The sequence below is a fragment of the Ensifer sp. PDNC004 genome (assembly GCF_016919405.1).
In the GTDB taxonomy this organism is placed as follows: domain Bacteria; phylum Pseudomonadota; class Alphaproteobacteria; order Rhizobiales; family Rhizobiaceae; genus Ensifer.
Window position 1 is genome coordinate 2,460,471 of record NZ_CP070353.1, and the last position, 24,429, is coordinate 2,484,899.

Sequence of the window (24,429 nt, forward strand, 5' to 3'; positions counted from 1 at the left end):
GATCGAAAGGACGCATGATGCCGAACAAGACCCTGATCCTCGGCGTGGCTGCACTCTCCGTCGCCGTCACCGGAATGGCCTCCCCCTCCTTTGCCGCCCGCGATAAGATGACGCCCGAGCAGCGCGGCCAGCGCATGATTGAGCGGCTCGACACCAACAAGGACCAGAAGGTTTCGCTCACCGAGTTCCAGGCGCGGATCTCCGACAACTTCAAAACCTTCGACACCAATGGCGACGGCCAGATCAGCACCGAAGAGATGAAGGTGAAGCGCGAAGCCTTCCGCGAGGCGCGCAAGGCCTGGAAGGACGCCAAGGCGAAGACCGGCGAAGAGCGCGAGACCGCCCTTGCCAAGCTGAAGGAAGCCCGCCCGGCCATGCTGCCTGGGCTCAAGCCGAAGGCCTTCAAGCGCGTCGATACCGACAGCAACGGCTCCCTGAGCGCCAGCGAAGTTTCAAGCGCGGCCGAAGCGATGTTCAAGCGGCGCGACAAGAATGGCGACGGCGTCATCGACGCGGCCGACTTCACCAAAAAGATCTGACGGGAGCTCTTCTCTCTCCCCACCGCCCGGTGGAGAGGCTCCTGCCTAGCCCATAGCCCCTTGCAACCCGCGCGAGGGGCTATGCGCTTTTTCGAACCGCTGCGATCAGCGGCGGCCGTTTGCCATCGGAACGGACTTCGGGTCGACCGTTTCGTAGAAGCGGGAAATGATATCCCAGGCTTCATCGGCCGTTTCGACGAACTGGACCAGATCGACATCGTTGGGCGCGATCGTGCCGAATTCGGCGAGCGCCTCGAAATTGACGATCGAGCGCCAGAACTTTTCCCCGAACAGAATAAGCGGAACCAGCGCCAGGCGCCCGGTCTGCATCAGCGTCATCGTCTCGAACAGTTCGTCCAGTGTGCCGAAGCCACCGGGGAAAACGGTGACGGCCTTCGCCCGCAGCAGGAAATGCATCTTACGGATCGCGAAATAGTGGAAGTTGAACGACAGTTCCGGCGTCACGTAGCGGTTGGGCGCCTGCTCGTGCGGCAGCACGATGTTGAGGCCGATCGACGGCGCGCCGACATCATCGGCGCCGCGATTGCCCGCCTCCATCACGCCCGGCCCGCCGCCGGTGACGACGACATATTCCTTGTAGTGCAGCTTGGCCGAATGCTCGGAGCAGAGCCGCGCGAACTTGCGTGCTTCCTCGTAATAGACCGAGGCGGCTTCGAGGTTCTTACGCTGCGTTTCGTTCTTCGCCGCCCAGGCGTCGCCGCCGGGCTCGGGAATGCGAGCGCCGCCGAACATGACGACGGTGGAGTTGATGCCGCGCTCCTCCAGCATCATTTCGGTCTTTAAGAGTTCGAGCTGCAGCCGGATCGGGCGCAGCTCCTCGCGGCAGAGAAAATCGTCGTCGATATAGGCGAGGCGATAGGAAGGCGAAGCCGATTGCGGCGTGACCGGAACGGTCTGTGCGCGTTGCCGGCTCTGCGAGCTGTCGGCCAGCGGATCCCAGACCCCATCTTTGCGGCGCAGAGCGCGCTTCTTCATGCGTGCCATATTCTCGTCTTTCCCGTCGCGTTCCGGACAATCGGCATCTCGTCCAGACGCGTCCTATCCTCAATCCTCGGTCATGAAGGTCGCAAGCGCAGCAGCGCGCTGCGGCGCCCTTGCGTATCCCGAACGGGCACGCGGCGCTGTAGTGCCGTGTTCGCCTCAGTTTGCCAAGCCCCGGCCACTGCGGCGACCTGAAAAGCCCTTCAACTTTTCAGGATCATGTCGTGCAGCCGCTGCCGCTCGGGACATATCAAGGTCGCTGCAGCAGCTAGATCTGCTGCATAATTTTGTCCTTAAATCGATTCCGATTTTCGGATTTATGCAGTAGAGCTTTCGCAGGATAACCGCCGAACTTTAAGGAATTCCGATGACGAACCACGACCTCGCCTCCCTGTCGCAGACGATCGAAGCCGCCTTTGAAGACCGCGATTCCGTCAACACCGGAACCCGCGGCGCGGTGCGCGATGCCGTCGAGACGGCGCTGAACCTGCTCGACAGCGGCAAGGTCCGCGTCGCCCAGCGCGGCGAAGACGGTAACTGGACGGTCAATCAGTGGCTGAAGAAGGCCGTGCTGCTCTCCTTCCGCCTCAACCCGATGGAAATCGTCAAGGGCGGCCCGGGCCAGTCGGTCTGGTGGGACAAGGTGCCCTCGAAGTTCGACGGCTGGAGCGTCAACGAGTTCGAGAAGGCCGGCTTCCGCGCCGTTCCGAACTGCGTCGTGCGCCGTTCGGCCTATATCGCCCCCAACGCCATCCTGATGCCCTCCTTCGTCAATCTCGGCGCCTATGTCGGCGAAGGCACGATGGTCGACACCTGGGCGACCGTCGGCTCCTGCGCCCAGATCGGCAAGAACGTGCACCTTTCCGGCGGCGTCGGCATCGGCGGCGTGCTGGAGCCGATGCAGGCCGGCCCGACGATCATCGAGGACAATTGCTTCATCGGCGCCCGCTCGGAAGTCGTCGAAGGCTGCATCGTGCGCGAAGGTTCCGTCCTCGGCATGGGCGTCTTCATCGGCAAGTCGACCAAGATCGTAGACCGCGCCACCGGCGAAGTGACCTATGGCGAAGTGCCGCCCTACTCGGTCGTCGTCGCGGGCTCGATGCCTTCGGGCTCGACCATGGGCAACGGCCAGCCGGCGCCGAACCTCTATTGCGCTGTCATCGTCAAGCGCGTCGACGAAAAGACCCGCTCGAAGACCGGCATCAACGAACTGCTTCGGGACTGATTGCGATGACACCGGAGGGGCCGCAGCCGAGCATGACCTGGCTGTTCTTCAGCCCCTCCGGTCGCATCGGCCGCCTGCCCTTCTTTCTCTCCTGGCTGTTCTGGTTCCTGATCGGCGGCTTCATGGTCGCCCGGATGGTCGCCAACGAGGGCAACGAGACGGTGCTGGCGCTCTGGACGCTGGCATTCGTCGTCTCGAGCCTCGTCTCGCTACCCTCCATCGCGCTGCTGGCGATCAAGCGCCTGCACGACATCGGCTATCCCGGCCCGCTTTCCCTCACTCTATTTATCCCGGTCTTGAGCCCGGTCGTCTTCATCGCCCTTTGCCTCTGGCCGGGCGATCAGGGGCCCAACGAATTCGGCGCGCGCAGCGACGAACCCGGCCCCTGAAGCCTTCGCCCCTGTACAAGAACCGCGCGAGCGCGTATGTAGCGCGCCATGACAGGCCCGCGACGTGTTGGCCGCGGCAATTGGCGCCGAGACGATCCGTTCGTCCTGGGCTCTACGACCGATATCCGAAAGACAAGATATGACTGAATTCGAAGGGATCGCGCCTGCGATCGCCGAGGCGTTGGCAAAACGCGGTTACAACGAATTGACGCCGGTTCAACAGGCGATGCGCGATCCGGAACTCGCCGGCCGCGACGCCCTGGTTTCGGCGCAGACCGGCTCCGGCAAGACCGTCGCCTTCGGCCTGGCGCTGGCGCCGACGCTGCTTGGCGACGAACGCCGCTTCGGGCATGCGGGTGCCCCCCTGGCGCTCGCAATTGCACCGACGCGCGAACTGGCGCTGCAGGTCAAGCGCGAGCTTGAATGGCTCTACGGTGAGACCGGCGCGACGATCGCTTCGTGCGTCGGCGGCATGGACATGCGCACCGAGAAGCGCACCCTGGAGCGCGGCGCCCACATCGTCGTCGGCACGCCCGGTCGCCTTTGCGACCACATCCGCCGCAACTCGCTCGACATCTCCGCGCTGCGCGCCATCGTGCTCGACGAAGCCGACGAGATGCTCGACCTCGGCTTCCGCGAAGACCTCGAATTCATTCTCGAAGAGTCTCCGGATGATCGTCGCACGCTGATGTTCTCGGCGACCGTGCCGAAGTCGATCGCGACGCTTGCCAAGAACTACCAGCGCGACGCCGTGCGCATCAGCACCGCTTCCGAACAGAAGCAGCATGTCGACATCGAATACCGTGCGCTGACGGTTGCGCCGAACGACCGCGAAAACGCGATCATCAACGTGCTGCGCTACTACGAAGCCCGCAACGCCATCGTCTTCTGTTCGACGCGTGCCGCCGTCAACCATCTGACCGCCCGCTTCAACAATCGCGGCTTCTCGGTGGTGGCGCTTTCGGGCGAGCTCAGCCAGAACGAACGCACCCATGCGCTGCAGGCCATGCGCGACGGCCGCGCCCGCGTCTGCATCGCCACCGACGTCGCTGCCCGCGGCATCGACCTTCCGGGCCTGGAACTGGTCATTCACGCCGACCTGCCCACCAACTCCGAGACGCTGCTTCACCGCAGCGGCCGCACCGGCCGCGCCGGCCAGAAGGGCGTCAGCGCCCTGATCGTTCCGGTCAACCAGCGCCGCAAGGCCGAGCGCCTGCTCGACGGCGGCCGGATCACCGCGACCTGGGCGCGCCCGCCATCGGCCGACGAGGTCAGCCAACGTGACGACGAGCGGCTGCTCGCCGATACGAGCTTTGCCGAGCCGATCCGCGAAGACGAGCAGGCGATCGTCGCAGCGCTGCTCGAGCGCCACGGCGCCGAGCAGATGGCCGCCGCCTTCGTACGCCAGTTCCGTTCAGGCCGGTCGGCTCCGGAAGACCTGATCGAGGTCGCCGTCGGCGCCAAGCCGCGCCGCGACGAACGCGCGCCGCGCGAAGATCGTGGACCGCGCGAGGATTTCGGCGCCGAGCGCGCGGATTTCAGCGACGGCAGCTGGTTCTCGCTGTCCGTCGGCCGCAAGCAGAGTGCCGAGCCGCGCTGGCTGATCCCGATGCTCTGCCGTCACGGCAAGCTGACCAAGCGCGACATCGGTGCGATCCGCATGCAGCAGGAAGAAACCTTCGTCGAAATGACCGCCGAGGGTGCCGAACGGTTCCTGTCGGCGATCGGCAAGGACAAGATGCTGGAAAAAGGCATCCGCGTGAAGCCGCTCGCCGGCGCGCCGGATCTCTCGCAGCAACGGCAGGAAAAGCCGAGCTTCTCCAGGGACAAGCCGAATTTCTCCAAGGACAAGGCGGGCTTCGGCAAGAAGCGCCCCTATTCTGACGACACGGCCCGTGGCGACGACCGCGGCGACTTCAAGCCGAAGCGCAAGTTCGACAAGAAGCCCGGTTATTCCGAAGGGCCGGCCTATACCGAGGACCGGCCGCCGGCAAAGGCCGCCGACAAGCCCTGGGCCAACAAGAAGAAGGGCAAGCCGGACGCGGGCAAGGACGGTGGCTTCAAGCCCAAGACCAAGCCCAAGGGCAATGCCAAGAACCGCCAGGGCTGAGCCCGGCGACGGCAACTCCAAAGCCAATCAAGAAGGCGCTGCGATCGGATCGCGGCGCCTTTTTTATTACGCCGAAGACCGGGAAAGGCGTCTCGGCACCAGCGCACGACGCTCAGCACAACGCGGATCATGCACGGCATCGAGCCAGCGCGCGTGATGGTCAGGCGGCGTCGAGTTGCGACTGGGCGACGATCTTGACCACCCAATCGGCGAAGACACGCAGGCGGCTGCTGAGGTGCCGGTTCGGCGGATAGACGAGATAGATCGGCATGGGCTCGACCTCCCAATCCTCCAGCACCGGCCGCATGGCACCGGTCTCGAGGTCGTCCCGCACCATGAAACGCGGCGCCTGGATGACGCCGAGGCCGGCGCGCGCCGCCGCAAGATAGGTGGTGGCCTCGTTCGCCGCCACGGCGTAGCGACCGTTCACCTCGATCTCCTCGTTGCCGCGCTTGAAATAGAACGGCAACTGCTGCCCGGTCTGCGGCCGGAAATAGCCGACGACATAGCAGTTCTTCGAGAGATCAGAGGGGTGCTGCGGGACCGCGTGGCGCGAGAGATAGTCGGGGGCTGCGCAGGCGACGAAACTCATCTCGGTGATGCGGCGCGCGATCAAGGACTGGTCGGTGAGCGCGCCGACACGAATGGCGCAGTCGACATTCTCCGCCACATAGTCGACCGTCCGGTCGGAGACCCCAAGATCGATCTGGATGTCGGGGTAGCGCTTGTGGAACTCCGGCAGGGCCGGAATGACGATCAGGTTGGCGATCGCGCTGGCCATCTCCACCCTGAGCCGTCCCTTCGGCAGGGTCTGGGCGCTCGAAAGACTGCCGTCGAGTTCGTCGAGGTCGGTCAAAAGGCGGGCAGCGCGTTCGTAGTAGAGCGCGCCATCGGGCGTCACCAGCACCCGGCGGGTGGTGCGGTTCAGAAGTTTTGTGCGCAGATGCGCCTCCAATCCCTGGATAAGATTGGTCAATGTCGCCTTGGGCATATTCAGCGAAGCGGAAGCGCGGGTGAAATTTCCGGTTTCGACGACCCGGAGAAACGCGCGCATGGCCGTGAGCTGGTCCATTTTCAAGAGCCGTAATTGTTCGAGAATACGAATAGTGTAATCAGATTGAAAAGACTATTCCAGACAGAAGACAATGCTATTCTCCCATCGTGGCGTTATGTCGCCACATGTGGGTTTGGCTCGGGCCGAAGGCAAGAGAGATGGGCGAACAGTTCAAAGTGGAGACGATGCAGACGGGCCAAGGCTCGTGCACGGCACGCGTCTACCGCGGCGAGACCCTGCTCAATCCGCCGCCGATCGTGCTGCACCTGCATGGCGGCTCCTTCGTCGGCGGAACGATCGCCGCCGGCGAGCGCGTCGCCGAGGCACTCGCGGCAGCCGGAGCGGTGGTGATCTCTCCGGAATATTCCGCGGCCTGCCTCAATCCCTTTCCCGCGGCGCTCGACGTCGCCTATGCCATGCTGTCGTCGATGCGCGCGCGCTGCCCCCAGTTCGCACACAAGAAGTCGTCGCTGTTCGTGGCCGGCGAAGAGGCTGGCGGCAATGTCGCCGCCGGGGCCGCGCTGATGGCGCGAGACCAGTATCTGACCGATCTCAAGGGCCAGATCCTGCTGTCGCCGATGCTGGATCCGTGTCTGGCAACGGCATCGTTCCGGCAATATTGTCCCCAGTCCTCGGCGCAATCGATCGCCGACGGCTGGCAGCGTTATCTCGGCCAGAACGGTGGCTTCACCCACCCTTACGCCGCGCCGGCTCACTGTACGCGGCTTGCCGGCCTCGTGCCTTCGCTGATCGTGACCAGCGAGCAGTGTCCGATGCGAGACGAGGCTCAAGCCTACGCCGAGCGCCTGCGCAAGGCGGGCGTGGCGGTGGAGTCCCACGTGCTGCCGGGACGCGCCGGATGGTTGCCGCAGAACGCGGATACCGGCGAAAGCTGGTCGGCACAGCAGAAAGAAATTACCGGCATCTTCGCCCGCTTCTTCCAGAAGGCGGGGGCAAAGCCGGCGGAAATGACGGTGCGTTAGGCGGGGCCGCTCCGAGGCTCATTCCCCGATCTGGCATCGAACGCAAAGCGCCGGCTCCCAACCGGCAAGGAGAGAAAAGATGACATCGACAGTGACCCGCCGGGCCCTCTGGGGCGCCGGCCTGAGTATCCTTTTGTCTGTCGGCGGCGGCGCTGCCGTCATGTTCGGCCTGCCGCAGCATTTCGAGGCCGACGCCGCGACCGATGCGTCCGCCGCTGCACCCCCGGCCGTGCCGGTCTCGGTGGCGCGGGCGCAGTCCAAGCGCATCACCACCTGGGAGGAATTCTCCGGGCGTCTGGAAGCGATCGAGCGCGTCGAAGTTCGCCCGCGCGTCGGCGGCGCCATCCTCAAGGCGCACTTCCGCGAAGGCGCGCTGGTCAAGCAGGGTGACCTGCTGGTGACGATCGATCCCGAGCCCTATGCCGCCGCCGTCGAGCGGGCGAAGGCCCAGGTCGAGGCTGCCGAAGCGCGTGTGTCGCTCGCCAAGATCGAACTCGAGCGCGGCCGCAAGCTGGTGACCACCAGCGCCGTGCCGCAGAGCAGCGTCGACCAGCGCGCCAGCGCCTATGACGAAGCCCAGGCCGAGGTGCGCTCGGCCAAGGCGGCGCTGCGCACGGCCGAACTCGACCTGCAATACACCGAGGTCCGTGCGCCGATCTCCGGCCGCGTCGGCCGGCTCGACGTCACCGCCGGCAACCTCGTTGCTGCCGGCTCGGCTTCGCCGGTGCTGACGACGCTCGTCTCCGTCGATCCGATCTATGCGAGCTTCAACGCCAGCGAAGAAGTGGTCACCACCGCTCTTGCCCGGCTCGCGGCGTCGGCCGGCGGCAACGCGATCGAGCGCCTGCCGGTCCAGGTCGGCACCGCCGCCGACGACGGCACGCCGATCTTGGGCCATATCCAGCTCATCAACAACGAGGTGGATGCGGCAACCGGCACGATCCGCGTGCGCGCGGCGCTTGAAAACGCCGACGGCCGGCTGATCCCCGGACAGTTCGTCCGCATCCGCATCGGCGAGCCGGACCCCGAGGAAAAGCTTGTGATCAGCGACCGCGCCATCGGCTCCGACCAGGACAAGAAGTTCGTCTTCGTCGTCGGCACCGACAACAAGGTCGAGTATCGCCAGGTGAAGCTGGGGCCGAATTCCGACGGCCTGCGCATCGTCGAAAGCGGCCTGAAGTCCGGCGAGAACATCGTCGTCAACGGCCTGCAGCGGGTTCGCCCGGGCGTCCTCGTGGCACCGCAGCAGGTCGAGGAAACGACCGCTTCGATCGCCAAGTAATCCCGGCGCCTCTTCGCCCGGTGTGAAGAGGCTCCTGCCTAAGCATCACTCTGCAGACATGGCTGCGCGGCGAGCTTTTTCGCCGCGCCCGCCGGAGGTCTGCCCGAACGCATCCCAAGGGGGATACCATGAACTTCTCACGCTTCTTCGTCGACCGCCCGGTCTTCGCGGGCGTCTTGTCGGTCCTGATCTTCGTGGCCGGCCTGATCGGCATGACCGGTCTGCCGATCTCCGAATATCCCGAAGTCGTCCCGCCGCAGATCGTCGTGCGCGCGCAATATCCGGGCGCCAACCCGGCGGTCATCGCCGAAACGGTGGCGACACCGCTTGAAGAGCAGATCAACGGCGTCGAAGACATGCTCTACATGCAGAGCCAGGCAACCGCCGACGGCCTGATGACGCTGACCGTCACCTTCGCCCTCGGCACAGACCCGGACCAGGCGCAACAGCTCGTGCAGAACCGCGTCTCGCAGGCCGAGCCGCGGCTGCCTGAGGAAGTACGCCGCCTCGGCGTCACCACGGTCAAGAGCTCGCCCGACCTGACCATGGTCGTGCACCTGCTTTCGCCCAACGGCCAGTACGACATCAACTACCTGCGCAACTACGGTGTGCTCAACGTCAAGGATCGGCTGGCACGCATCGAAGGTGTCGGCCAGGTGCAGATCTTCGGCGGCGGCGACTATTCGATGCGCATCTGGATCGACCCGCAGAAGGCAGCCGAGCGCGGCTTGGCCGCCGGCGATATCGCCAATGCAGTGCGCGGCCAGAACGTTCAGGCGGCAGCCGGCGTTATCGGCGCCTCGCCGTCCGTCCCCGGTCTCGACCTGCAGCTTTCCGTCAACGCGCAAGGGCGCCTGCAGACGCCCGAGGATTTCGAGAACATCGTCGTCAAGTCCGGCGCCCAGGGCGAAGTGACCCGCCTCGGTGACGTCGCCCGCGTCGAAATGGGTGCCTCCGACTATTCGCTGCGTTCGTTGCTCGACAACAAGCCGGCCGTCGGCATGGCCGTCTTCCAGGCGCCTGGATCGAACGCGATCCAGATTTCCGACGACGTCCGCGAGGCGATGGCCGAGATGAAGCTCACCATGCCTGCGGGCGTCGACTACGGCATCGTCTACGACACCACGCAGTTCGTGCGCGCCTCGATCGAATCGGTCGTCGACACGCTGCTCGAAGCGATCGCGCTCGTCGTGCTCGTCGTCATCATCTTCCTGCAGACCTGGCGCGCCTCGATCATCCCGCTCGTCGCCGTGCCGGTCTCGATCGTCGGCACCTTCGCGGTCATGTACGTCTTCGGCTTCTCGATCAACGCGCTCAGTCTCTTCGGCCTGGTGCTCGCGATCGGCATCGTCGTCGACGACGCGATCGTCGTGGTGGAGAACGTCGAACGCAACATCGAGCAGGGCCTGTCGCCGGTCCAGGCGACCTATCGCGCCATGCAGGAAGTCTCGGGCCCGATCATCGCGATCGCGCTGGTGCTTGTCGCCGTGTTCGTGCCGCTTGCCTTCATCACCGGCCTCACCGGCCAGTTCTACCGCCAGTTCGCGCTGACGATCGCCATCTCGACCGTCATTTCGGCGCTCAATTCGTTGACGCTTTCCCCGGCACTGGCCGCCCTTCTCTTGAAGGACCACCACGCGCCAAAGGACTGGCTGACGCGGGTGATGGACAGGCTCTTCGGCTGGTTCTTCCGTGGCTTCAACCGCTTCTTCGGTGCAAGCTCGGAAGCCTATGGCCGCGGCGTCGGGCGGATCCTGACCCGCAAGTCGCTGATCATGGTCGTCTATGTGGTGCTTCTCGGCGTCACCTTCACGCTGTTCCGCGCGGTCCCCGGCGGCTTCGTGCCGGCGCAGGACAAGCAGTACCTGATCGGCTTTGCCCAGCTTCCGGACGCAGCCACGCTCGACCGCTCGGAAGACGTAATCAAGCGCATGAGCGAAATCGCGCTCAAGCATCCGGGCGTCGAAAACGCCATCGCCTTCCCTGGCCTGTCGATCAACGGCTTCACCAACTCGTCGAACTCCGGCATCGTCTTCGTCGCCCTCAAGCCTTTCGAGGAACGCAAGACGCCCGAGCTGTCGGGCGGCGCGATCGCCATGCAGCTCAACCAGGAATTCGGCGTCATCCAGGATGCCTTCATCGCCATGTTCCCGCCGCCGCCCGTCCAGGGTCTCGGCACTACAGGCGGCTTCAAGCTGCAGCTCGAGGACAAGAACGGCCTCGGCTACCAGGCGCTCGACGAGGCGGCCAAGGCCTTCCTCGCCAAGGCCTACCAGGCACCGGAATTGGCCGGGCTCTATTCGAGCTACCAGATCAACGTGCCGCAACTCTATGCCGACCTTGACCGCGTGAAGGCGCGCCAGCTCGGCGTGGCCGTCACCGACGTCTTCGAGACGCTGCAGATCTACCTCGGCTCGCTCTACGTCAACGACTTCAACGCCTTCGGCCGCACCTACAGCGTGCGCATCCAGGCGGATGCCAACTACCGCAGCCATGCCGACGACATCGGCAAGCTGAAGGTGCGTTCGCAGTCCGGCGAGATGATCCCGCTGTCGGCGCTTCTGAAGGTCGAGCAGACGGTGGGTGCCGAACGGGCAATCCGCTACAACGGCTTCCTGTCGGCCGACATCAACGGCGGCCCGGCACCGGGCTTCTCGTCCGGCCAGGCGCAGGCTGCCATCGAGCGCATCGCTGCTGAAACCCTGCCGCCGGGCATCGGCTACGAATGGACGGACCTGACCTACCAGCAGATCCTTGCCGGCAACTCCGGCATCCTGGTCTTCCCGCTGGCGCTGCTGCTCGTCTACCTCGTGCTGGCTGCCCAGTATGAAAGCCTGACTCTGCCGATCGCGATCATCCTGATCGTGCCGATGGGCATCATGGCGGCGCTGGTGGGCGTCTGGCTGACCGGAGGCGACAACAACGTCTTCACCCAGATCGGTCTGATCGTCCTGGTCGGGCTATCGGCGAAGAACGCCATCCTGATCGTCGAGTTCGCCCGCGAACTGGAACTGTCGGGCAGCACGCCGGTCAAGGCGGCGATCGAGGCAAGCCGGCTCCGCCTGCGGCCGATCCTGATGACCTCCATGGCCTTCATCATGGGCGTTGTTCCCCTGGTGATATCCACCGGCGCCGGCGCGGAAATGCGCTCGGCCATGGGTGTCGCGGTCTTTGCCGGCATGATCGGCGTCACCGCCTTCGGCATCTTCATGACGCCGGTGTTCTACGTGCTGATCCGCAAGCTCGCCGGCGAGCGACCGCTGAAGCACACGGGAGCCCAAATCGAAGCGCCGCATCTGGCGCCCGGAGAATAAGACTTCTCCTACCCTTCGCGATCTTCAGGCGGGCCGGATCACTCCGGCCCGTCGAAGCTGCGGCGCTGCGCCTCCGCCCAGGCGCAGCGCCGTTTTGCGTCCGAAGTCACGGCTCCCCGTCCCGCGGGTCAGTCGCCCATCTCGCGCAACAGGTCGCCATCTTGCGTGACAGTTTGCTGGCGATCGGATAAACCAGCACCTCCATTCCCAAGGCCTCTCATGGCCATGCAGACGGCATAACGCTAAATGACCTCCACCGATCCGATCGCCAATCTCGCTACCCTCATCCGTTGCCCCTCGGTCACCCCGGCCGAAGGCGGCGCGCTTTCCGCGCTCGAAGCCATGCTGAAGCCGCTCGGTTTCGCGGTCGACCGCGTGATGGCCAAGGAGGCCGGCACGCCCGATATCGAAAACCTCTACGCGCGGCTCGGAACCGAAGGCCCGCATCTGATGTTCGCCGGCCATACGGATGTCGTTCCCGTCGGCGACGAGGCGGCCTGGAGCCACGGACCGTTTTCTGCCGACATTGCCGGCGGCGAGATGTATGGCCGCGGCGCGGTCGACATGAAGGGCGGCATCGCGTGCTTCGTCGCGGCAATCGCCCGCCATGTCGAAAAGCATGGCGCCCCGAAAGGCTCGGTCTCCTTCCTCATCACCGGCGACGAAGAGGGACCGGCGATCAACGGCACCACCAAGCTCCTGCAATGGGCGGCCGACAAGGGCGAGCGCTGGGATGCGTGCCTCGTCGGCGAGCCGACCAACCCGGATCAGCTTGGCGACATGATCAAGATCGGCCGGCGCGGCTCGCTTTCCGGGCGCATCACCGTTCACGGCGTGCAGGGCCACGCGGCCTATCCGCACCTTGCCGACAGCCCCGTGCGCGGCATACTGCAGCTGACGCAGGCGCTGATGGACCCGCCCTTCGACAACGGCACCGAGAGCTTCCAGCCCTCCAATCTGGAAGTGACGACGATCGATGTCGGCAACGGCGCCGTCAACGTCATTCCGGCCAAGGCGACGGCTGCCTTCAACATCCGCTTCAACGATACCTGGACGGCGGAAAGCCTGATGGCGGAGATCATCTCCCGGCTCGACCGTGCCGCGGCAAGCGGCAGCCTGCGTCCGGACCGCGCGCCCGTCCGCTACGAAATCGTCTGGGCCGAGCGCCCGAGCCACGTGTTCCTCACGCGCAACAATGCGCTGATCTCGTCGCTCTCCGGCGCGGTTGAGGCCGTCACCGGGCGTCAGCCGAAGCTGTCGACAACCGGCGGCACCTCGGATGCGCGCTTCATCAAGGACTACTGCCCGGTGGTCGAATTCGGTCTCGTCGGCCAGACCATGCACATGGTCGACGAACGGGTCGCCGTCGCCGACCTCGAGACGCTGACCAACATCTATGAAACCTTCATCTTCAGCTGGTTCGGCCATGCCTCTGCTTGATGAGGTGCTTGCCTATATCCGGGGGCTCTGGCTCCTGGCGCAGGGTAACGAAGAAGGCTTCCGCTGGTTCGATTTCAGCGAGAGCGGCCTCTGGCGCTCGTTCACGTCCATGCTCTGGTGCCTGCCAGCGATCGCCGTCACCTGGGCGTCCTGGCGGCTCTATTACCTCTCGGTCATGCCTGACGGCACCACGATCGGCATCGGCTTCATCTTCAAGCTGCTCGTCGTCGATCTTGTCAGCTGGCTCTTGCCGCTGGTGCTGATCGCCATTCTCTCGCGACCGCTCGGCTTTGCCGGAGCGGTGGTACCGATCGTCGTCACCACCAACTGGCTCTCGGTGCCGCTCTCCTACGCCATGGCGCTACCGGCAGCGATCCGCGTCGTCATTCCCGGGAGCCAGGGGCTGACGAGCTTCATCTGGCTGACGCTGCTCGTCATCAGCGTTGCGGTGCTCTTCCGGCTGTTGCGGATGGTGACCGGCAACCAGACGCTGCTTGCTTCGGCGCTGACCGCGCTCTTCCTGCTGCCGTCGATGATGATCGGCGATCTCCTGCAGCGCTTCTTCGGCCTGATCCCGACGAGCTAAGACGTCGGGATCAGTAGTCCACCTGAAGGAAATAAAGCCCATCGGGCGGGGCGACGGGGCCGCAGGCCTTGCGGTTGCGGGCTTCAAGCGCTGCCTGCAGATCGTCAGGCGTCCATTTGCCCTCGCCCACCAGCTTCAACGAGCCGGCGAAGGAGCGGATCTGGTTGTGCAGGAAACTCTGCGCCGTCGCGCGGATCTCGATGACGCCGGCGACAAGCGCGACGTCCAGCCGATCGAGCGTGCGCACCGGACTTGCCGCCTGGCAATGGGCGGAGCGGAAGGTGGTGAAGTCGTGATGGCCGACGAGGCGCTGGGCGCCCGCGTGCATCGCTTCATGGTCGAGCGGCTTCGGAACCCACCAGGCGCGCCGGGCTTCAAGCGCCAGCGGTGCCGGCCGTGAGATGATGCGGTAGAGATAATGCCGGCGCAGCGCCGAGAAGCGCGCGTCGAATTCCTCGGACACTTCCTCGGCCTCGAGGATCGCCACCCGCTCGCCCGCAAGCCCCAGATGGGCGTTCAGCGCGTTGCGCAGCGTATAGGGCTTCCACGGACGCGTAAGGTCCGCATGCATGACCTGGCCGCTGGCATGCACGCCGGAATCGGTACGGCCGGCGCCGCGGATCGATACGGTCTCGCCGGTCAGCGACAGGATCGCCTTTTCGATCGCCCCTTGCACGGACTCTCCGTTGTCCTGCCGCTGCCAGCCGACATAGTCCGAGCCGTCATATTCGACGGTCAGCTTGAACCGCGGCATCAGCCGACCCTCGTGCCGGGCGCCACCGGCGTTCCGCGCAGGAAATCGGCCGCGTCCAACGCCTTGCCGCCGGCGCGCTGCAATCGGGTGAGCCGAACGGCGCCCTCGGCGCAGGCAATCGTCAGATTATCGTCGAGCACCGTGCCGGCCTCGCCCGCGCCGGAAGCGGGCTGCGAGTTCAACACCTTGATGCGTTCCGGCTTGCCGGCGATCTCAAGCTCGAACCAGGCGCCCGGGAACGGCGACAGGCCGCGGATGTGGTCGTGCACCGCGCGGGCGGGACGGGCGAAATCGATGCGGGTTTCGTTCTTGCTGATCTTCTGGGCGTAGACGACACCGTCCTCCGCCTGGACCGTGAGCGGCAGATCGCCGGCCTCGAGTTTCGCCATCGCTTCCCGCATCAGGCTGGCGCCGACCTGCATCAGTCGGTCGTGCAATTCGCCCCCCGTCATCGTCTCGCCGATCTGGACCGTCTTGGTAAGCGCCACCGGGCCGGTATCGAGCCCCTTTTCCATCTTCATCACCATCATGCCGGTCTCATGGTCGCCAGCCATGATCGCGCGCTGGATGGGCGCTGCCCCGCGCCAGCGCGGCAGCAGCGAGGCGTGGCCGTTGTAGCAGCCGAGCTTGGTGCCGGCGAGAATGGCCTCGGGCAGCAGCAGCCCATAGGCGACGACGACGGCGACGTCGGCGTCGAAATCACGGAAGGTCTGGCGGTCCGCCTCGTCCTTGAAGTTGACCGGCGTCAGCACCGGAATGCCGAGCAACTCGGCCGCCTGGTGCACCGGCGACTTCTGCAGGTCGAGCCCGCGACGGCCGCCCGGCCGCGGCGGCTGGGTGTAGGCGGCGACGATCTGATGGCCGGCCTCGGCAAGTGCCGCCAGTGTCGGCACCGAAAATTCCGGCGTGCCCATGAAGATGATGCGAAGCGACAAGGCGGTAACTCCGTCCTCTCAGATCACTTCATGCGGGGAAACGGCGAAATGATCTCATTCTCTAAAACAGGACAATTTCAGGAAAGCCGTTTCACGCACTTCCTGGAATGTTCAAAGGGTTCCCGCCTTCAAGCTTTCGCGCGATCGTCCGCGATCGAAGGCTCAGATCGCCTTGGCGCCGCGCGTCTTGGCGGCCTTGGTAAACTTACGGATCACCATGTCGCGCTTGAGCTTGGAGATATGGTCGATGAACAGCACGCCGTTCAGGTGGTCGATCTCATGCTGCAGGCAGGTGGCGAGCAGGCCATCGGCCTCGATCGTCTGTTCCTTGCCGTCGCGGTCCAGATGCTTGACGGTGATGACAGCGGGGCGCTCTACCTCGGCGTAATAATCCGGGATCGACAGGCAGCCTTCCTCGTAGACCGAATAGGTGTCGGACGAAGCGACGATCTCGGGGTTGATGAAGACAAGCGGCGTCTTCTCGTCGCCTTCTTTCGAAACGTCGAGCACCAGCATGCGCCTGGCGACACCGATCTGGATCGCGGCAAGGCCGATGCCGGGGGCATCATACATGGTTTCGAGCATGTCGTCGGCCAGGCGGCGGACGTCCGCGTCGACGGTTTCGATCGGCGTGGAAACCTGGCGAAGCACAGGATCGGGAAGGATGATGAGCGGCTTGATGGTCATGATGCTCCCATAGCCGATCTTTCCATCGACGCGCAAGGAAATTGCCTTGCCACCTGCGGCACCCGTTCGCCCCTGGCCGGGCATTAACCTCGACGCGCTTCTGTTCTTGTTTTGATCTACACTTCGCGAGAGAATCTGTTAGGCTCGGCGCATGGAACCTGCGCCCCTTCCCTTCGCCCAGCCGCTGTTTTTCATCGGCACTCTGCCAATCACCCTGGGCCATCTCGTGCTTGCCGCCGGCCTTGTGGTCGTCGTTGCCGGTCTGATAGCGTTGTCGCGCCGACGCAATCCCCGCGACGACGAGCGGCAGGAACAGATGGCAATGCTGCTGGCCGCCCAGACGGAGATGCAGGGGCGGGTCGCGGCGATGGCCGAGGTGTTCGGTGCCCGGCAGGCGGAGCTCAACCAGACGCTCAGCCAGCGCATCGACGGCATGACCCACCGCATCGGTACCTCGATCAGCGAGCAGACCAAGGCGACGCATGAAAACCTGCGCCGGCTGCAGGAGCGCCTCGCGGTCATCGACACGGCCCAGAACAACATCCAATCGCTCGCCAAAGATATGGCCGGGCTTCAGGCGATCCTCTCGAACAAGCAGACGCGCGGCGCCTTCGGCCAGTCGCGCATGGAAGCGATCATCGCCGACGGGCTGCCGATGGGCGCCTTCGAATTCCAGGCGACGCTGTCGAACGGGGTGCGGCCCGACTGCACCATCCGCATGCCGAACGGCCAGCCGCCCCTGGTCATCGACGCAAAATTTCCGCTCGAAGCCTGGAACGCAATGCGTGACGCGCCGACCCCGGAACGCCGCCAGCAGATCGCCCAACTCTTTCGCCGCGACATGGAAACGCATGTGCGCGATATCGCCGGCAAATATCTGATCCCGGGTGAAACGCAGGACACCGCCTTTCTCTTCGTCCCCTCGGAATCGATCTTTGCGGAGATCCACGAGCATTTCGAAGCGATCGTGCAGAAGGCACACCGCCAGCGGATCGTCATCGTCTCGCCCTCTCTGCTCCTTTTGTCGATCCAGGTGATCCAGGCTATCCTCAAGGATGCGCGCATGCGCGAGCAGGCGCACCTGATCCAGGGCGAAGTCGCGCGGCTGATGGAGGACCTTGGCCGTCTCGACGAGCGTGTGCGCAAGCTGCAGGGCCATTTCGCCATGAGCCAGAAGGATGTCGAGGACATCCTCGTTTCCTCCAGCAAGCTGACCCGCCGCGGCGCCAAGATAGAGGCCCTCGAATTGCAAGCGGAAGGCGGCACACGGGACGCTGGTGAACCACGTGCCCCGGTCGACAATCGCGTCGGGCAATTGCGCCTGCGGGTGGTTGACGAGGACTGAGGCTGTCGGGCACTCTCCGGCCCAATTCGCAAAGCCGACAGGATACCTACACATGATTACTGTTTTTGGGTCCATCAACATGGATCTGATCGCCACCACCGCACGCCTTCCGAAGCCCGGCGAAACCGTCGCCGGCACCGGCTTCTCGACCGCCGCCGGCGGCAAGGGCGCAAACCAGGCGCTGGCCGCACGGCGCGCCGGCGCCACGGTGCAGATGGCAGGCGCGGTAGGCAAGGACAGCTTTGCCGACGGCGCGCTCGAACTGCTGAAGGGTGCCGGCGCCGACCTGTCGCTGACCAAGACAGTCAGCGAACCGACCGGCACCGCGCATATCCTCGTCGGCGGTGACGGCGAAAATGTCATCGTCGTCGTCGCCAGCGCCAATGCGACGGTCAATGAGGCCGATGCTGAAAAGGCAGTCGATGGCATGAAGCCCGGCGACACCTTGATGCTGCAGCTCGAAATTCCGGCCGCCTCGGTCGAAAAGGCGCTCACCGCCGCCAAACAGAAGGGCGTGCGCTCTGTCATCAACATCGCGCCGCTGACGCCGGAGGCAGCCCGCCTCGGCCGCATGGCCGATATCGTCATTGCCAACGAAACCGAATTCGAGCTGCTGGCCGGCAAGAGCGGTATCGGGAGCACTGAGCGCGAAGAAGCGATGAAGGCGCTGCACGCGGAGACCGGCCAGACGGTCATCGTCACGCTTGGCGCCGAAGGCGTGGTGGCCGTACATGAGGGCGAGATCCAGCGCGCCAAGGGCCTGAAGATCGAGCCGGTCGATACCGTCGGCGCCGGCGACACCTTCTGCGGTTATCTCGCAGCCAGCCTCGATGCCGGCATCGCCTTCCCCGACGCTCTGCGCCGCGCAGCAGTCGCCGGCTCCCTCGCCTGCCTGAAGAGCGGCGCTCAGCCTTCGATCCCGCTCGCTGCGGACGTGGCATCGCGCCTCTAGATTCCGCACCTAAAAGCGCACGCTTGAGACGGGCGATATTCGCCCGTCTTCATTATTCCCGGCCCCTTGCCCGCATCGTTTCCCCCCTTCCGACGACCGCTCGCGCAATCCGGACAGCCGATGTCGCGGACGTAAAACTTTGCGCGCAATTTTATCCAAGCGATGCGTAAAACAGCGTCCGTGTTGGCCCTATCTTAAGAATCTCCAGTCTATTCAGGACCGTGAGAAAACCGGCCAAAGCGCCTGGTCGTCTCCAACATGCCGGTCGGCATCTGACGCTCCATGATGGAGTTCACCCCCATTGCGAAATGCGTCCACCGCAGGTGAAAACCTGCGAACCTCCCAGCACGTGAGGATTTCATGTTCAAGTTCCAAGCCAAATCGCTGGCGACCAAACTGATCGCGGTGACAGGCGGCACGATCGCACTTGTCCTGCTTGCCTCGAATTTCGTTCTCATCTCCCAGACCGAGGACCGCGTCGAAACGCTGGTCCTCGAACAGGCTGGCGGCGAAGCCCGCGCGATTGCCTCCGACATTGCCGGCGACATCGGCGAGCTTGCAAGTGCTGCCCGCTCGATGGCGGGCATCCTCGGCCGCGCACATGCCGAGAAGTCGCTGGAGCGCACCGGGGTGATCAACATCCTCAGGGCAAACCTCGAGCAGAACCCGTTCGCCTTCGGCAGCTGGTTCGCCGAGGAGCCGAAGGCTTTCGACGGTCGCCAGGAAGACGTCGTCAACAACAAGCAACTGGGCGGCAACGACAAGGGCATCTTCACGCCCTATTGGTCGAAGAGCCGCACCAACGAAATCCAGTACTCCACTTTTGGCGCTGACTACGCGGCCGAGTGGTACAAACTCGCTGCAACAAGCGGCAAGGGTGCAATCACTCAGCCCTACACCGCACAGGACACCGACGTACCGACCGCAATGAGCTCGATCGCCTATCCGGTCATGTCCGGCGGCAAACTTCTCGGCGTCACCGGCGTCGACATTTCGCTCGCTTCGCTCGGCGATGGCCTCTCGAAGCTGAAGCCCTTCGACACCGGCCGCGTCTACCTGCTGTCGCAGACCGGCAAATGGCTGGTCGCACCGATCCCGGACCTTCTGCTCAAGGAGTATGACGGAGAAGGCAACGAGGTCGTCAAGAACGCGCTGGCCTCCGGCAAGCCGGGCATCATCTCCAACCTCTCCTATGACGGCAACGAGCCCTTCGACCGTCTCGTCTATCCGTTCACTCTCTCGGGCGTGAACACCAGTTGGGTCGTGCTCGTCGACGTGCCGCGCACCGCGATCAATGCGCCGGTCAAGGATCAGACCTACATGATGATCGTCGGCGGCCTCGTCGTGCTCGGCGCTGTGCTGCTCGGTCTCTATCTCGCGGTTCGTGGTTTCGTGCAGAAGCCGCTGGCAAGCCTCGTCAAGGACGTGAACGACCTCAGCCACGGTGACTATACCAAGGCGATCGCCGGCCAGGATCGTTCCGACGAAACCGGCGAAGTCGCCAAGGCGCTCGAAGGCTTCCGCCATCAGCTTGCCGACACCAAGCGCCTCGAAGGCGAAGCCCGCCATGAGCGCGAACAGGCCGAGCGCGAACGCGGCCGCTCGGAAACCGAGCGTGCCGAATCGAGCGCGCTTCAGCGCGACATCGTCGCCCGCCTCGGCAAGGGTCTCTCGCATCTGTCGTCCGGCGATCTCGCATTCCGCATCACCGACGATTTCCCGGGCGAATACGCCCAGCTTAAGCGCGACTTCAACGCGGCGATGGAAAGCCTCGAAGAGACGATCCGCACCGTCAACCATTCGGTCGTCAACATCGGCAACGGCACCAGCGAAATCAGCAGCGCCGCCAACGACCTGTCGCACCGCACCGAGCAGCAGGCTGCAAGCCTGGAAGAAACCGCAGCAGCCCTCGACGAGCTGACCTCGCAGGTCAACGCCAGCGCCGAAAACGCCAAGGTCGCCGCGAAATCGGTGGACGTCGCCAGCAGCGACGCCGGACAATCGGGCGAAGTGGTGCAGAAGGCGATCGCCGCGATGAAGGGCATCGAACAGTCCTCGCACGAGGTCAGCCGCATCATCGGCGTCATCGACGAAATCGCCTTCCAGACCAACCTTCTGGCACTGAACGCCGGTGTCGAAGCGGCGCGTGCCGGTGACGCCGGCAAGGGTTTTGCCGTCGTTGCCCAGGAAGTGCGCGAGCTCGCCCAGCGCTCCGCCAACGCCGCCAAGGAGATCAAGACCCTGATCAACACCTCGGCCGGCCAGGTGCGCGAGGGCGTCGATCTCGTCGGCAAGGCCGGCGGTGCGCTCGAAAAGATCGCCGAGCAGGTGGTGCAGATCAACGGTCTCATCCGCCAGATCTCCAGCTCCGCTTCCGAGCAGGCCGTCGGCCTGAAGGAGATCAACTCGGCCGTCAACCAGATGGACCAGGTGACCCAGCAGAACGCCGCCATGGTCGAGGAAACGACTGCGGCCGGCATGGCGCTCAACGAGGAAGCGCGCACGCTCAACACGCTCGTTGCGCGCTTCCGGGTCGCGCAGGCGACAACATCGGCCCAGCCGTCCTCCGCAGCAATGCTGCGCGGCACGGCCGAGCGCATGCGCGCGGCTGAACGCCCGGCTCCGGTCCCGGCCCCCGCCCGCGAAGCGCGGCCCGCTCCGGCAGCAAGCCCGGCGCGAAGCAACTATTCGGCTTCGACGCAGCGGGTGCTTACCCAGACCTCCGGCGCCAACGCGCTTGCCCAGGACAACTGGGAAGAGTTCTGATCAACGGAACGAGAAAAGAAAACGGCGCCTCTCGGGGCGCCGTTTTCGTTTAGAGTACGATGATCGAACCGAGGTTCAGATGCGGGCCAGCCGCTCGGTCAGAAGATCGAAGAAACCCTGGTCGTCGACGAAGCGCATGACCTTGGCGTTGTGTGGCCGGCCGGTGACCTGCCACCAGTCGACGACGGTCATGCCGGCCGTCAGCTCCGACTTGGTCTCGATCGCGACGTTGCAATCGCGGCCGGTGAAAAGCTCGGGCCGCAGCAGATAGGCAATGACCGTCGGGTCGTGCAGCGGGCCGCCATCGGTGCCGTATTTCTCGATATCGAAGCGCTCGAAGAATTCGAGCATCTCGGCCATGGCGATCGCCGGGCGGCTGCCGATGTCGCGGATCTTCTGGACACGCGCCTTGTGGGTCAGCACCCGGTGGGTGACGTCGAGCGGCATCATCACGATCGGAATGCCCGAACGGAAGACGATGTCGGCGGCTTCCGGATCGACATAGACGTTGAATTCGGCGGCAGGCGTGATGTTGCCGCCTTCGAAGAAACCGCCACCCATCATCACCAGCTCCTTGACCCGCGGAGCGATGTCAGGCGCCTTCTGCAGGGCCAGCGCGATGTTGGTGAGCGGACCGAGCGTGCAGAGCGTCACGGTACCCTCTGGCTCCTTTCGCAGCGTCTCGACGATGAAGTCGACCGCATGCTGCTCCTCGAGCTTCATCGTCGGCTCGGCAAGCTCCGGACCGTCGAGGCCGGTCTTGCCGTGCACATGCTCGGCGGTCACGAGCGGACGGGCAATCGGCTTGTCGGCGCCGGAGAACACCCGAACCCTCGGCCGGTCGCAGAGCTCGCACAGGATGCGCGCGTTGCGGGCCGTCAGCGCCAGCGGCACGTTGCCGGCAACGGCGGTGATGCCGAGCAGATCGATCTCTTCCGGGCTGCCGAAGGCGAGCATGATGGCGGCGGCATCGTCCTGCCCGGGGTCGGTGTCTATGATTATCTTTCTCGGCACGGGCACTTTCTCGTCCTCCCTGGATCACGGTGTTCGGCGCGATCGATACGTTGCATTGGGCCGGACGGGAGTGAACGCCCAAGCGTTCCTTGGTCCCATTCCCGGATTCTGCGAGAGCGGACTATGATTTGCGTGCACGCCGGAGGCAAGCGGCTTGCACTCATTGCGCACAGCTACCATATTGCGGAGAGGATGCTGCAAGGCAGGTCCGAACAACGGTCGCTTGATCTCGCAAGGACTTGAAGAATGAGCCGAATTACCCCTTTTACGAGCCCGCTCCTGCTGGGTTTCGATACGATGGAAAAGACCCTTGAGCGGATCGCCAAGGGCAACGACGGATACCCGCCCTACAACATAGAACGCGTTCGCGGCGATGCCTCGACCGACGAACCGGAACGGTTGCGCATCACGCTCGCCGTGGCAGGCTTTTCCGAAGAGGATCTCGAAGTCACCACCGAAGAGAACCAGCTCGTCATCCGCGGCCGGCAGATCGACAACGGCGACCGTGATTACCTGCACCGCGGCATTGCGGCACGCCAGTTCCAGCGCACCTTCGTTCTTGCCGACGGCATGAAGGTTCTGGGCGCGGAACTGCGCAACGGCCTGCTCTCGGTCGACCTCGTTCGTCCCGAACCGGTTCGTATGGTAAAGAAAATTAACATTTCAGTCCCAGAGTAGGATAACCGGCGGGATTCTCCCCTCACCGGCGACCACGGAGTGTCACCATGGGACTGAAAGACATCAGCTCGTCGCTGTCGAAGAACGACCTCGCGCATCTCGGCGAAGGCGAAATCGGCTACATCCGCAAAATGCGCTCGGAAGAAGTCTCGCGCTGTTTCCCGGAAGCACCGGAGATGGGACCGGGTATTGATCTCTGGGCGCTGTTCGGCGCCGATGGCACGCCGATCCTTTTGACAGACAACCGCTCCAGCACCTTCTTCAAGGCGGCCGAGGACGATCTGAAGACCGTCACCCTGCACTGACAGTGTTGCCGTCCATGGCGGCAGCGCCATGATGTTTGATTGTAAAGCCGTCGCTCGCGAGAGCGACGCAGGCCGGAGCGGAAGCCGCTTCGAACTTTCCTGGAATTGATCCTCTAGTCCGCAATTCCGGACGGAAAACCGCTTCGCACTTTTCCTGGAATTGATCTTCCAGTCCGCAATTCCGGACGGAAAACCGCTTCGCACTTTTCCTGGAATTGCTTTAGACCCGCCGAAACGTGAGATAGGCGGAGCTGCGCCCTTCCCTACGCGCCTTGGCCTCGTAGCGCGTGCTCGGCCATCCCTCATAGGGCGTCAGCCAATCGGAAGCCTTCTCTGCCGTCCACTCGAAAGCCGCGTGATCGCGGCAGTGCAACAGCGTCCAGTTGACATAGGTATCGATATCCGAGGCGAAGCAGAACACGCCGCCGGGCTTCAACACGCGGGCGAAGCGGTCGAGATTGACCTTGGAGACGAAACGGCGCTTCCAGTGTTTGCGCTTCGGCCACGGGTCCGGGTAGAGCAGGTCGATCTGGTCGATCGACGCGGCCGGCAGCCAGTCGAGCACCTGGGTGGCATCGTCGTCATAGAGCCTGACGTTGCTGACGCCGCGCTCCTCGATATGGCCGACGAGCTTGGCCATGGAATTGACGAAGGGTTCGACGCCGATAAAGCCGGTGGACGGCGCTTCAGCCGCACGGTGGATCAGGTGCTCGCCGCCGCCGAAACCGATTTCGAGGCGCATGCGGTCCACGCCCTCAGGATAGAGCGTCTTCAGGTCCGCCGGAGGCGGGCTCGAAAGGTCGAGCTTCAGGGTCGGCAACACGGTTTCCAGATGCGCCGCCTGCCGCTCGCGCAACGGCTTGCCCTTGCGGCGGCCGAAAAAGGCCTCGGTTGCTCTGGCGCGGCGCGGTTCGGTCATGTCGTCTTTCCCTTGGTCATACCGATCTGGATCAGGCCAACCCAAAATCAAAATGAACGAAGCGGGCGCTCCTGTCGGAGCGCCCGCCTTGATTTTCGCAAACGCCTGATAGCAGGACGTTGCGCTATCTTCAATGCGCGGCGTGACGCC

Annotated in this window: 21 protein-coding genes; 14 read left to right on the plus strand and 7 right to left on the minus strand. The window is 64.4% G+C overall.

Translation table 11 applies throughout. The features are described 5' to 3' along the window. Nucleotides 1-17: 17 nt before the first annotated feature. Nucleotides 18-539 carry an EF-hand domain-containing protein gene (locus JVX98_RS20200; RefSeq protein ID WP_205237210.1) on the plus strand — a complete coding sequence of 174 codons (522 nt, stop codon included), beginning with the start codon at nucleotides 18-20 and terminating at the stop codon, nucleotides 537-539. 105 nt (nucleotides 540-644) lie between these two features. On the opposite strand, the gene JVX98_RS20205 is transcribed toward JVX98_RS20200, so the two are convergent. Then, nucleotides 645-1,544: an LOG family protein gene (locus tag JVX98_RS20205; RefSeq protein ID WP_034797342.1), complete on the minus strand. Its 900-nt coding sequence runs from the start codon at nucleotides 1,542-1,544 to the stop codon at nucleotides 645-647. Between the two features lie 364 nt (nucleotides 1,545-1,908). Here JVX98_RS20205 and dapD point away from each other — a divergent pair, with 364 nt between their 5' ends. The 3 genes from dapD to JVX98_RS20220 all read left to right on the plus strand — a co-directional run bounded on the left by dapD (nucleotide 1,909) and on the right by JVX98_RS20220 (nucleotide 5,265). Further along, nucleotides 1,909-2,766: a 2,3,4,5-tetrahydropyridine-2,6-dicarboxylate N-succinyltransferase gene (gene dapD / locus JVX98_RS20210; protein ID WP_034797345.1), complete on the plus strand. Its 858-nt coding sequence runs from the start codon at nucleotides 1,909-1,911 to the stop codon at nucleotides 2,764-2,766. Between the two features lie 5 nt (nucleotides 2,767-2,771). After that, nucleotides 2,772-3,155, plus strand: a complete 384-nt coding sequence (locus JVX98_RS20215; protein ID WP_113536592.1) for a DUF805 domain-containing protein — start codon at nucleotides 2,772-2,774, stop codon at nucleotides 3,153-3,155. Between the two features lie 139 nt (nucleotides 3,156-3,294). After that, entirely contained in the window at nucleotides 3,295-5,265 is a 1,971-nt protein-coding gene (locus tag JVX98_RS20220; RefSeq protein WP_205237211.1) for a DEAD/DEAH box helicase, read from the plus strand. A 160-nt stretch (nucleotides 5,266-5,425) separates the two neighbouring features. Here JVX98_RS20220 and JVX98_RS20225 read toward each other — a convergent pair whose 3' ends face one another. Then, on the minus strand, nucleotides 5,426-6,337 hold the full coding sequence (locus tag JVX98_RS20225) for a LysR family transcriptional regulator (RefSeq protein ID WP_043616806.1): 912 nt from the start codon (nucleotides 6,335-6,337) through the stop codon (nucleotides 5,426-5,428). A 140-nt stretch (nucleotides 6,338-6,477) separates the two neighbouring features. Here JVX98_RS20225 and JVX98_RS20230 point away from each other — a divergent pair, with 140 nt between their 5' ends. The 5 genes from JVX98_RS20230 to JVX98_RS20250 all read left to right on the plus strand — a co-directional run bounded on the left by JVX98_RS20230 (nucleotide 6,478) and on the right by JVX98_RS20250 (nucleotide 13,924). Next, on the plus strand, nucleotides 6,478-7,302 hold the full coding sequence (locus JVX98_RS20230) for an alpha/beta hydrolase fold domain-containing protein (RefSeq protein ID WP_205237212.1): 825 nt from the start codon (nucleotides 6,478-6,480) through the stop codon (nucleotides 7,300-7,302). A 79-nt stretch (nucleotides 7,303-7,381) separates the two neighbouring features. Beyond that, nucleotides 7,382-8,584, plus strand: coding sequence for an efflux RND transporter periplasmic adaptor subunit (locus JVX98_RS20235; protein WP_205237213.1), 1,203 nt, complete (start codon nucleotides 7,382-7,384; stop codon nucleotides 8,582-8,584). A 128-nt stretch (nucleotides 8,585-8,712) separates the two neighbouring features. Beyond that, nucleotides 8,713-11,898, plus strand: a complete 3,186-nt coding sequence (locus JVX98_RS20240; RefSeq protein WP_192447998.1) for an efflux RND transporter permease subunit — start codon at nucleotides 8,713-8,715, stop codon at nucleotides 11,896-11,898. Between the two features lie 246 nt (nucleotides 11,899-12,144). Continuing rightward, nucleotides 12,145-13,338, plus strand: coding sequence for a succinyl-diaminopimelate desuccinylase (dapE, locus tag JVX98_RS20245; RefSeq protein WP_205237214.1), 1,194 nt, complete (start codon nucleotides 12,145-12,147; stop codon nucleotides 13,336-13,338). After that, on the plus strand, nucleotides 13,325-13,924 hold the full coding sequence (locus JVX98_RS20250) for a hypothetical protein (RefSeq protein ID WP_205237215.1): 600 nt from the start codon (nucleotides 13,325-13,327) through the stop codon (nucleotides 13,922-13,924). Before dapE ends, JVX98_RS20250 begins: the two co-directional genes overlap by 14 nt. A gap of 10 nt (nucleotides 13,925-13,934) precedes the next feature. Here JVX98_RS20250 and truA read toward each other — a convergent pair whose 3' ends face one another. From truA to def, 3 genes are all read right to left on the minus strand, one after another. Continuing rightward, nucleotides 13,935-14,678 carry a tRNA pseudouridine(38-40) synthase TruA gene (gene truA / locus JVX98_RS20255; RefSeq protein ID WP_034797373.1) on the minus strand — a complete coding sequence of 248 codons (744 nt, stop codon included), beginning with the start codon at nucleotides 14,676-14,678 and terminating at the stop codon, nucleotides 13,935-13,937. Beyond that, entirely contained in the window at nucleotides 14,678-15,613 is a 936-nt protein-coding gene (gene fmt / locus JVX98_RS20260; protein ID WP_205237216.1) for a methionyl-tRNA formyltransferase, read from the minus strand. The genes truA and fmt overlap by 1 nt, the downstream gene beginning before the upstream one ends. Before the next feature lie 162 nt (nucleotides 15,614-15,775). Then, the gene (gene def, locus JVX98_RS20265; RefSeq protein ID WP_043616874.1) at nucleotides 15,776-16,300 is read right to left on the minus strand and encodes a peptide deformylase; all 525 of its coding nucleotides are present in this window, start codon (nucleotides 16,298-16,300) and stop codon (nucleotides 15,776-15,778) included. Between the two features lie 151 nt (nucleotides 16,301-16,451). Here def and JVX98_RS20270 point away from each other — a divergent pair, with 151 nt between their 5' ends. From JVX98_RS20270 to JVX98_RS20280, 3 genes are all read left to right on the plus strand, one after another. Further along, a complete protein-coding gene (locus tag JVX98_RS20270) occupies nucleotides 16,452-17,645 on the plus strand; it encodes a DNA recombination protein RmuC (protein WP_205237217.1) in 1,194 nt (397 codons plus the stop codon). A gap of 52 nt (nucleotides 17,646-17,697) precedes the next feature. Continuing rightward, a complete protein-coding gene (locus JVX98_RS20275) occupies nucleotides 17,698-18,597 on the plus strand; it encodes a ribokinase (protein ID WP_205237218.1) in 900 nt (299 codons plus the stop codon). A gap of 360 nt (nucleotides 18,598-18,957) precedes the next feature. Beyond that, nucleotides 18,958-21,363, plus strand: coding sequence for a methyl-accepting chemotaxis protein (locus tag JVX98_RS20280; RefSeq protein ID WP_205237219.1), 2,406 nt, complete (start codon nucleotides 18,958-18,960; stop codon nucleotides 21,361-21,363). Nucleotides 21,364-21,438: 75 nt separating this feature from the next. On the opposite strand, the gene JVX98_RS20285 is transcribed toward JVX98_RS20280, so the two are convergent. Next, nucleotides 21,439-22,383: a nucleoside hydrolase gene (locus JVX98_RS20285; protein ID WP_205237220.1), complete on the minus strand. Its 945-nt coding sequence runs from the start codon at nucleotides 22,381-22,383 to the stop codon at nucleotides 21,439-21,441. 240 nt (nucleotides 22,384-22,623) lie between these two features. On the opposite strand from JVX98_RS20285, the gene JVX98_RS20290 reads away from it, so the two are divergent. Both JVX98_RS20290 and JVX98_RS20295 read left to right on the plus strand, forming a co-directional pair. Then, nucleotides 22,624-23,055 carry an Hsp20 family protein gene (locus JVX98_RS20290; RefSeq protein WP_034797386.1) on the plus strand — a complete coding sequence of 144 codons (432 nt, stop codon included), beginning with the start codon at nucleotides 22,624-22,626 and terminating at the stop codon, nucleotides 23,053-23,055. A gap of 47 nt (nucleotides 23,056-23,102) precedes the next feature. After that, the gene (locus tag JVX98_RS20295) at nucleotides 23,103-23,360 is read left to right on the plus strand and encodes a DUF1150 family protein (protein ID WP_034797387.1); all 258 of its coding nucleotides are present in this window, start codon (nucleotides 23,103-23,105) and stop codon (nucleotides 23,358-23,360) included. 220 nt (nucleotides 23,361-23,580) lie between these two features. On the opposite strand, the gene JVX98_RS20300 is transcribed toward JVX98_RS20295, so the two are convergent. After that, nucleotides 23,581-24,279, minus strand: coding sequence for a tRNA (guanosine(46)-N(7))-methyltransferase TrmB (locus JVX98_RS20300; RefSeq protein ID WP_192448007.1), 699 nt, complete (start codon nucleotides 24,277-24,279; stop codon nucleotides 23,581-23,583). Nucleotides 24,280-24,429: the final 150 nt, after the last annotated feature.